The 8,738-nt window shown below is 68.4% G+C and carries 13 protein-coding genes; 10 read left to right on the top strand and 3 right to left on the bottom strand.

Annotated features, from left to right (window positions below; genetic code table 11):
• The 8 genes from H5411_RS45210 to H5411_RS45175 all read left to right on the top strand — a co-directional run.
• Nucleotides 1-316 (top strand): toluene-4-monooxygenase system B family protein (locus H5411_RS45210; protein ID WP_246370473.1); only part of this gene is annotated, 316 nt, incomplete at its 5' end.
• A complete protein-coding gene (locus H5411_RS45205; protein WP_013673010.1) occupies nt 313-630 on the top strand; it encodes an MmoB/DmpM family protein in 318 nt (105 codons plus the stop codon). The genes H5411_RS45210 and H5411_RS45205, both read left to right, overlap by 4 nt.
• Nucleotides 627-1,679 (top strand): ferritin family protein, encoded by a 1,053-nt coding sequence (locus tag H5411_RS45200; protein WP_013673009.1) that lies wholly within the window; start codon nt 627-629, stop codon nt 1,677-1,679. Before H5411_RS45205 ends, H5411_RS45200 begins: the two co-directional genes overlap by 4 nt.
• Complete coding sequence (locus H5411_RS45195) at nt 1,679-2,005, top strand: Rieske 2Fe-2S domain-containing protein (protein ID WP_013673008.1); 327 nt, start codon at nt 1,679-1,681, stop codon at nt 2,003-2,005. The genes H5411_RS45200 and H5411_RS45195 overlap by 1 nt, the downstream gene beginning before the upstream one ends.
• Nucleotides 2,002-3,243 carry an NAD(P)/FAD-dependent oxidoreductase gene (locus H5411_RS45190; protein WP_013673007.1) on the top strand — a complete coding sequence of 414 codons (1,242 nt, stop codon included), beginning with the start codon at nt 2,002-2,004 and terminating at the stop codon, nt 3,241-3,243. Before H5411_RS45195 ends, H5411_RS45190 begins: the two co-directional genes overlap by 4 nt.
• A gap of 27 nt (nt 3,244-3,270) precedes the next feature.
• Nucleotides 3,271-4,032, top strand: a complete 762-nt coding sequence (locus H5411_RS45185) for an iron-sulfur cluster assembly protein (protein ID WP_013673006.1) — start codon at nt 3,271-3,273, stop codon at nt 4,030-4,032.
• 19 nt (nt 4,033-4,051) lie between these two features.
• Nucleotides 4,052-4,342, top strand: a complete 291-nt coding sequence (locus H5411_RS45180; RefSeq protein ID WP_013673005.1) for a putative quinol monooxygenase — start codon at nt 4,052-4,054, stop codon at nt 4,340-4,342.
• A 146-nt stretch (nt 4,343-4,488) separates the two neighbouring features.
• Nucleotides 4,489-5,460, top strand: coding sequence for an AraC family transcriptional regulator (locus H5411_RS45175; protein WP_013673004.1), 972 nt, complete (start codon nt 4,489-4,491; stop codon nt 5,458-5,460).
• 5 nt (nt 5,461-5,465) lie between these two features.
• Here H5411_RS45175 and H5411_RS45170 read toward each other — a convergent pair whose 3' ends face one another.
• From H5411_RS45170 to H5411_RS48745, 3 genes are all read right to left on the bottom strand, one after another.
• Nucleotides 5,466-5,699, bottom strand: coding sequence for a biotin/lipoyl-containing protein (locus H5411_RS45170; RefSeq protein WP_013673003.1), 234 nt, complete (start codon nt 5,697-5,699; stop codon nt 5,466-5,468).
• On the bottom strand, nt 5,696-6,283 hold the full coding sequence (locus H5411_RS45165) for an alpha-ketoacid dehydrogenase subunit beta (protein ID WP_267939128.1): 588 nt from the start codon (nt 6,281-6,283) through the stop codon (nt 5,696-5,698). Before H5411_RS45165 ends, H5411_RS45170 begins: the two co-directional genes overlap by 4 nt.
• A gap of 270 nt (nt 6,284-6,553) precedes the next feature.
• Entirely contained in the window at nt 6,554-6,682 is a 129-nt protein-coding gene (locus tag H5411_RS48745) for a hypothetical protein (protein ID WP_281377661.1), read from the bottom strand.
• A 19-nt stretch (nt 6,683-6,701) separates the two neighbouring features.
• Between H5411_RS48745 and H5411_RS45160 the strand changes: the two genes are divergently transcribed.
• Nucleotides 6,702-7,814: a replication-relaxation family protein gene (locus tag H5411_RS45160; RefSeq protein ID WP_312878757.1), complete on the top strand. Its 1,113-nt coding sequence runs from the start codon at nt 6,702-6,704 to the stop codon at nt 7,812-7,814.
• A gap of 611 nt (nt 7,815-8,425) precedes the next feature.
• A complete protein-coding gene (locus H5411_RS45155; RefSeq protein WP_183127880.1) occupies nt 8,426-8,659 on the top strand; it encodes a hypothetical protein in 234 nt (77 codons plus the stop codon).
• The last annotated feature ends 79 nt before the right edge of the window (nt 8,660-8,738 follow it).

The following is an 8,738-nucleotide window of genomic DNA, read 5'->3' as shown; positions in this document are numbered from 1 at the left end:
ACCAGTCATGACCGAGAATGCCACGGTGGAGCTCCCCATCGAGGACCAGGCGCCGCAGGTGGTGCCGCTGAACGCGGTCTTCGCCGACGACTTCGTGCAGATCCTGGTGCCGGTGACCACCGCAGACACCGTCCGCGAGGTCGCGGCCGCGGTCGCGTACCACGTCGAGGGCAAGCGGGTCCGCGCCCTGCCCTACGAGAAGGTCGTCTTCCACAACGGCAGGCGCCTGCCACCGGAGATGACCGTCGCCGAAGCGGGCATAGCGCCGCTGGATCACGTCCGCGTCGAGTACGACATCCCGAAGGGCAAGTCATGAAGAATCCTGTCGGGCCGATCCTGCGGATGGGCGACGAGGTCGAGCAGATCATCGCCGCCATCGAAGACGACAACCCGGACCACGAGATCGAGGTCATCGACCGCGGCTCGTACATCCGGGTGCAGGGCGAAGATCGCCTGGTCGTCACCCAGGACACGCTCCGCGCCTACCTCGGCGCGGACTACGAGATCCGCACCTTCGAGTCGATGATGTCGTCCTTCAACGGCCGCATCACCACCACGAGTGACTCGATCACCTGGGAGAAGGTGTCGGCGAAGAAGAACGCCTTGGCGAGGGAAGGAGCGCGGTCATGACCGGTCAGCCGAGGAAGGCGCGCCCGCGCCGGACCTTCAGCGCATTCGGCGACGTGCGCCGGATGCCGAGCGAGTACGAGATCGTGACGCACGGGCAGAACTGGACGATGCGTGCCAACCGCCCGTCGGCGTTCGAGCACAACCCGTCGTCCCCGCCTAACCTGTGGTTCCTCACCTACCGGGAGAACTCACCGCTCAAGGCGGAGGACTGGGAGCAGTTCCGCGACCCGGACTCGATGACGTACAAGACCTACGTCAACCTGCAGGCCGAAGCCGAGACCAAGACCGCGGGCGTGCTGGAGGAGTTCGCCGAGGCGAACGCGGACTCGGCGCTCACCCCCGGCCAGGTCGCGCTGCTCGGGTCGATGTTCACCCCGTCCCGCTACCTCCTGCACGGATGCCAGCAGGTCGAGGCCTACATCGGCTACATGGCGCCGACGTCGTACGTCACCAACGCGGCCAGCTTCGCGACCGCGGACTACCTGCGCCGGGTGACCCTCACCGCGTACCGAACCCGGGAGCTGCAGCTCGCCCACCCGGACTCGGGCATCGGCACCGCCGAGCGCGGGATCTGGGAAAACGACGAGGCATGGCAGCCGGCACGGCAGGCGATCGAGAAGGCACTGATCGCCTACGACTGGGGTGAGGCGTTCACCGCGCTCAACCTGGTGCTGGCACCGACCATCGATGACGTGCTGGTCCGCCAGTTCACGGAGGTCTCGCGCGACAACGGCGACCAGCTCTCCTGGTTGCTGCTGTCCTTCCTGCAGGCGGACAACGATCGCCGCAACCGGTGGAGCGCCGCGCTCGCGGGCTTCTGCCTGCAGCAGAAACCCGAAAACGCCGACGTGCTCCGTCGCTGGATTGCCCGCTGGACCCCGGTCGCGGACGCGGCGGCACACGGGCTCGGCAGGTTACTGGAGACCCGGCCGGAGCACGGTCGAGCGGCCGACGAGGTCGCGGCCGGGGCCAAGGCGGCGCGGGAAGCCTTCCACGCGCGACTGTTCGAGGGGCTGGAGGCGGCCGGAGAAGGGAAGAGGGCAGGGTGATGAGCAGCGCAATAACCGGGCAGTGGCAGGAAGCCATGCATCTCGACGACCTCTGGGAAGGCGAGATGGAGGGCGTCGAGATCGACGGCAAGAAGGTCCTGCTCGTCAATATCGACGGTGAGGTCCGGGCGTACAAGAACCGGTGCCCGCACCAGGCGTGGGCCCTCGACGAAGGCGACTTCGACGGGCAGACCATCACCTGCGTGCGCCACATGTGGACGTTCGACGCGCTCAGCGGCAAGGGCACGAACCCGGACAACTGCGAGCTGATCACCTACCCGTGCCGGGTCGAAGAGGACGGCACGATCCTGGTGGACGTCGGATGAGCACCCGGCGTCATGTGCTGGTGGGGGGCGGGGTCGCGGCCGCGGCCACCGCCACCCACCTGCGCAAGCACGGATTCGACGGTGAGATCGTGCTGGTCGGCGACGAGCCACAGCCGCCGTACGAGCGGCCGCCGCTGTCCAAGGACTTCCTGCTCGGGACCACCGAATTCGAGGAGTTCCAGGTGCGGCCGCCGGCCTGGTACGACGAGCAGTCTGTCGACCTGCGCGTCGGCATCAGGGTGACCGCGATCGATGTGCCGGGGCGGTCGGTGACCTTGTCCACCGGCGAGCGGCTCGGGTACGACGGGCTGGTGCTCGCCACCGGGGTGCGGCCACGGCGGCTGCCCGGGTTCGACGGCGACCGGGTGCACTACCTGCGGACCGCCGCGGACTCGCAGCGGCTTCGCGCGCAGCTGGCCGAGTCCGAGCGGGTGGTGGTCATCGGCGCGGGTTTCATCGGGTGCGAGGTGGCCGCGGCGGCGGTCGGGCTCGGCAAGCAGGTGACGATCTTCGATCCGGCGCCGACCCCACTGGCGCGGGTGCTCGGCGCCACGATCGGCTCCGTGATGACCGGGATCCACCGGTCGCGCGGGGTGCAGATCCGGGCGGGGGAGTACATCAGCGAGCTCCGGCACACCGGGGACGGGATGCTGCTGACCTCCAACCTCGGCCACCGGGTCGAGTGTGACCTGGTGGTGGTGGGGATCGGCTGTGAACCCAATGTCGAACTCGCCGCCGAGGCCGGCCTGGCGACGGACGGCGGGATCGTGGTCGACGAGTACGGGCGGACCTCGGCGCCGGATATCTACGCGGCAGGCGACGTGGCAGCGCAGTATCACCCGGTCTACGGCAGGACGATCCGGGTGGAGCATCACGACAACGCCCTGCGCCAGGGCGCCAATGTGGCACTCAATCTGACCGGCTCGGCGGAGCCGTTCGCCGAGGCGCACTGGTTCTGGTCGGATCAGTACGAGCACAGCCTGCAGTCGGTCGGCCGGCCGGCCGACCTCGAAGACCTCGTCATCCGCGGCTCGTTGGAGGACCACGACTTCTCGGCGTTCTCCCTTGTCGACGGCCGGATCCAAGCGGTGATCTCCCTCAACCGCCCCCGAGACGTGCTTGAGGTGCGGCGGATGCTCTTCGCGCCGCACGAGGTGACCGCCGAGCAACTGCGCGACGAATCGGTACCCCTCAAGCGGCTGATACCGCGGTCGCCGAGGGCCACCGCCCGAGCTTGAGCCGCCAGTGTCGGAGAAGGAGTCACCATGACCACGATGGGAATACTGGCCGTCCGGGAGCAGCAGGCGCGGGTCGTCGCGGACGAAGCCCGCGTCGCGCTCGAAGCGGTCCGAGGGTTGCCGGCCGTCAAAGCGGTGGCCAAGCTCAGGCTCGGACCAGGACGGACCTGCGAACCGGTCGCGCGGGTGATCGACAAGGCGCTCGCGCGGGCGGACGCGGCGGGTATCGCGGCGGACCAGCTGGTCGTCGCGGGTGGATCGGCCGAACCGGCGGAGGACATCGTTCGCGTCCGGCGCAAGGCACACGGCATCGCGGACTGGATCAGCAGCCCCACCGCCGATGTGTCCGTCGAACTCCAGCCGGCCGGGCTGTACGTCACTCAGGCGGGCACTGCTCCCGCGCCGCCCGATCGACCCGGCACCACGGCGAGCCCGCAGGCGAGCGCGTACCAGGACGTCACACCGAACCCGATGGCCGAGACCGTCCGCGAGGCGCTGTACGAGGTGATCGACCCGGATCTCGGGGTCAACATCGTCGACCTGGGGTTCGTGCGCGACGTCGTGGTCGACGACAACGGGGTCGCGACCATCACCATGACGCTCACCTCGGCGGCCTGCCCGCTGACCGAGGTGATGGAGGATCAGATCCGCACCGTGCTGCTGACCGACAACGGCGGCCTGGTTTCGGACTTCCTCGTCGAATGGGTGTGGGTGCCGACCTGGCGGCCCGCGGACATCAGTGCCGAAGGCCGCGAGCAGCTGCGGGCAATCGGCTTCACCAATTTCTGATCTTGTGCAGGAGGTTCGAATGGCGTACGTGGTGATCGCGACCTGGAAGGCGAAGCCGGGCCAGGCCGAGCACATCAGGAAAGTGCTGGAAACGGTGACCCCGATCAATCGGGCCGAGGAGAAGATGCTGCACTTCCAGGCCCAGGTCAGCATCGACGACCCGGACACGTTCGTGGTCTACGAGAAGTATGTCGACGCCTCCGGCTATGCGGACCACAAGGCGAGTGACGCGTTTCAGTCCTACGTCGTCGGCGAGGTCATTCCCAACCTGGTGGAGCGCAGTGTCGCCACCTTCGAGACGATCGACTGACGCCACCTACATGGTCAAGCCCGTGCCGTCGCGCTCGAACATCCCGGAGGGCCATCCGGCGGAGTAAACTCCTCGGTTACGGCGTGACCGCGGCTCGCGGTTCACCGGCCGTGGTGTGCTGACTGCTGGCGAGCGGGGAGTGTGGCATGCACAAGGAAGTGCGCGCCCTCGAAGAGAGGATGACGTCCGGCGACCTCATCGCCGCGTTGCTGGAGCGGGCCCCGGAACTCGGGGCCAACACCGGGCTGTGGCCAGGGCTGACCATCTACCGGTTCGCCGAGCCGGCGGCGCCGACCTGGGAGGAAGTCCAGTCGCTGTCGCTTTGCGTGGTCGCGCAGGGACGCAAATGTGTGACCGTCGACGGCGTGCCCTACCGCTACGACCCGTTGAACTACCTCGTGCTCAACAGTCACCTGCATTTCCAGGCGGAGATCGTCGAAGCGAGTGCCGCCAAGCCGTTTCTGTCCTTCGTGCTGCAGATCGATCCGGCCGTGGTGCGGAAGGTCTCGGTCGAGATGGTCGAGTGGCGGTCGGCCGCGCTGACCGAACCGTCGCCGGCCGCCGAGTCCGCTCCCGCGTTCGTCTCCGCGTTGGACTGCGGCCTGATGGGCGCCGTCCTGCGGTTCCTGCGCGCGCTGGCCAGCGGTTCGGACCGGCGCATCCTCGCCCCGGCCTACCTGCAGGAAATGGTGTACCGCGTGCTGCAGGCGGACCAGTACTCCCGGCTCCTGCAGATCGCCGCGGACCAGCAGTTCCACGACCCGGTCACCCGTGCCATCTCCTACGCCCGCGACCACCTGGCCGAGCCGCTGTCGGTGGCGGACATGGCCGAGCACGTCTCCCTCAGCCCGTCCGCCTTCACCGCGCTGTTCCGCGAATCCACCGGTAAGTCGCCTTACCAGTTCGTCAAGGAGATGCGGTTGAACCGCGCGCGGGAGCTGCTCGTGTCGGGTGGCAGTACCGTCGCCAGCATCTCGCGCGCGGTCGGCTACCCCAGCGCATCGCACTTCATCAACGAGTTCCGCCGCCGGTTCGGCCTGTCACCGCGCGCCTACTGCGACTTCGCCACGCTGAGCAACGGCCTCGACGCGCAGCAAGCAGCCGGGAGCTCCGGGTAGCGCGGTCACTCGATGCGGGCCACGACGGTGCCCTGGGTGAGGACGTCACCTTCCTTGGCCAGTAACCGAATCACGCCGGATGCGGGGGCCGGGATCTCCATGTCGACCTTGTCGACGGCCACCTCGGCGATGAGGTCGCCCTCCCGCACCTGGTCGCCATCGGTGACGAACCAGGTGGCGACCACCCCCTCGGCGTCCGGGTCGGTGTCGGAGATGATCGGAAACGGGATCTCGGTCACGCGGTGACCACCTCGAGCACGGCCCGCCGGATCCGATCCGCGGTCGGCAGGACCGCGTATTCGAGCGAGCGGGAGTACGGGATGGGCACGTCGGGAACGCAGACTCGCCTGGCGGGAGCGCGCAGCAGGGTCGGATCGCGCTCGACGACGCGGGCGATCACCTCGCCGGACAACCCGAACGACAGGTAGTCCTCGTCCACCACGAGCAGCCTGCCGGTCCGGCCAACCGATTCGAGGATGGTGTCGGTGTCCATGGGCACCAGGCTGCGCAGGTCGATGACCTCGCACTCGACGTTGTCGCCGGCCAGCTCGTCGGCCACGTCGAGGGCGTGGTGCACCGACAGCGACAGGGTCACGATCGTCACGTCCCTGCCGGGGCGGACGATGCTCGCCTTGCCGATGGGCACCTCGTACTCGTCCTCCGGCACCGGGCCGATCGAGCGCCGGTTCTTGGCCATCCACGGCAGGCCCATGATCCCCTTGTGGAACAGGTAGACCACCGGGTTGTCGTCGCGGATGGCGGAGATCATCAGGCCCTTGGCGTCCGCGGGCGTACTCGGCACGACCACCTTCATGCCGGGCAGGTGCGCGAAGGTGCACCCAACAAGCCAGTATACGAACCTAAACCTGCTGGTCAGCGGCCTGCCGGTCTCCGTGAAGGCCCCTCACGCCAAGGTTCGGCGCGATGGATACCGCCAACCCGCCCGCAGCAGCCGCAACGGTGACTCTGGGTGACGACCGGGCCTACTAGTGCCGGGGGCGGTGGTGCCGGAACGGGCATCGCCACCCTGGCGGGCCGCTCGGCTGGCGACACAAAGGCGTTGTGCGGACAGGCTGGGGGCGCGAGGGTTCGGTTAGCTGCGGCGTTTCCGGATCAGGCGACGGAGTTGGGTGATCCGCGCGGTGCCCAGGATCAGGGTGAGCAGGGTCGCGCCGACTGCGGCGATGAGAAGGGCGAGCGCCAATGAGGTGTTGGCGGTCATCCACAGGAACGAGATCTCGGTGCTGCGACTGCTGGCCCTGCTGGCCGAGCACAAGGTGCTGACCACCAACCAGATCGCCGCGATCGAGTTCCTGTCGGTGCGCCGCGCGCAGGACCGGCTGCGGCACCTGCGGGAGTTGGGCGTGGTGTTCGCGTTCCGCGAGTCCTACGTGCGCGGCGGGACGAGCCAGACGCGCTACGCGCTGGGCTACCTCGGCGCACGGCTGATCGCGGCACAGCGCGCGGAGAAACCACCGTCGCCGAAGGCGTACACCGAGAGCCTGGAACGGCTCGCGCTGTGGCCGAAGCTGGATCACCAGCTCGGCGTGAACGACTTCTTCTGCTCCCTCGCCGCCCACCGCAACCCCGCCCGCCTGCGGGAGGCGGGCCGCGAGGGTGAGATCAGTGGGCTGACGCAATGGTGGTCCGAACGCCGCTGCACCGGGTTCTTCGTGAAGTACCTGGGCGGTGGCCGGGACACCCGGCTGCGCCCGGACGGCTACGGCTGCTGGGAAGAGCACGGGCGGACGGTGCGGTTCTTCCTCGAACACGACACCGGCACCGAATCGCTGACCACGGTCATCCACAAGATCGATGACTACCGCGACTTCCCGACCGACGCCTTCGGCGTCCTGCTGTTTTCGGTGCACTCCGCCCGGCGGGAGATCGCCCTGCGCACAGCACTGCGCCGCGACCTCGCCGGGCACGACCCCGGCCTCGTGATCGCCACCGCAGCCCGCGACCACGGCGCCTACCCCCACGCCGATGGCCCGGCAGGGCCGATCTGGGGCCTGTGGACGCCGCGCAGCGGCGACAACGTGCCTCGCCGATACAGACTGGCCGAACTGCCCCAACGCGGCCCCTCCGTCGAGCACAGCGCCTCGAACACCGACCAGCCGCTCAACGAGGCGGCGTTCGACCCGCACGACCGGGAAATGCTGCGCCGCATCGACACACCCAAGCCCGAACCAGCCGAGCTGGCGGGCTACGCGGACGACGATGACGACCTCGACGACGTGACGCTCTACGACGACACGGACGATTACGCAGACGATGACGACGTGTACCGCGCGCCGGTAGCCCCGGCGCGGCCGGAGGCGCAGCGTCCCCGGCGACCACGCTGGGCCGCCTGAATCTCCTGTTCCCGCAAGGGTTCCTCGCACGCTTTCGCCTGCCCGAAAGGAGGTGACCGACGATGACGTGATCCCGTGAGAACGACAGCGATGACGGCCGCGCCGGTCCCGGCCCGCCGTTCTCTTGCACAGCAGGGAAATCTGAACCCGTTATACGTCGAGCTGTCCACTCGTGGCCCCGCACCTTGCGAGACCGCACCGAGACACGGAGACGAGCCGAGACGAGACATCGAGACCACGGCGAGACCAGCGAGACACCCAGTCTCGCAACGAGTCTCGCGGTCTCGGCGGCGGTCTCGCCGGATGTCTCGGGTGGACAGTGGGAGGGTTCAGTCGACCGGTGATCGCTGGCCCCGGCGGGTGCTACGGCAGTCGGGGAGTCGAAGCGGCACAATGGTTGGAGCAGTTCAGACCCCAGCCGGTTCTTGAATCGCGCGTAGCGGCGCGGCCATCACCCCACCACGAACCCTCCGCTCCTGTGTGGAGGCTTCCGGGGTGCTGGTGACCAGAGGGCCGGCGGGTCCTGCTGATCGACGGTTGCCCAGTGACCGCCCGACAGCCGCCCGCGACCTCCCGCTTCTGTGCGGGCTCGCAGGCACCCGAGGTGCACCATGCCCCAGCACACACCCGACCACGAGCAGGAGCACGGTGGCGATGACGCCAGCGTGCTCCCGTTCCGCCCCACACGATCCTCCACACAGGACACCTGGCGCGTGGAGCGGATCGACACCGAACCGATGACCGCCCAGCAATACGACCTCGCCGTCACCACCCTGGCCACGCTCATCGGCCAGTGGCGAAACAATCAGGAGAACCCCAAGGAGGGCAACGAAAAAGCCGCGTAGAACGACGCTGTTCCGCTTCCCTTGCCGCGCTTGATGAGCGATAATGGAAGCGCGACACACCGCCCGTGAGCTGCGGTTT

Origin of the sequence: Amycolatopsis echigonensis (genome assembly GCF_014174495.1) — a bacterium.
GTDB classification, from domain to species: domain Bacteria; phylum Actinomycetota; class Actinomycetes; order Mycobacteriales; family Pseudonocardiaceae; genus Amycolatopsis; species Amycolatopsis echigonensis.
The sequence above is the reverse complement of the archived record's forward strand: the minus strand, read 5'-3'. Positions and strand labels throughout refer to the sequence as shown.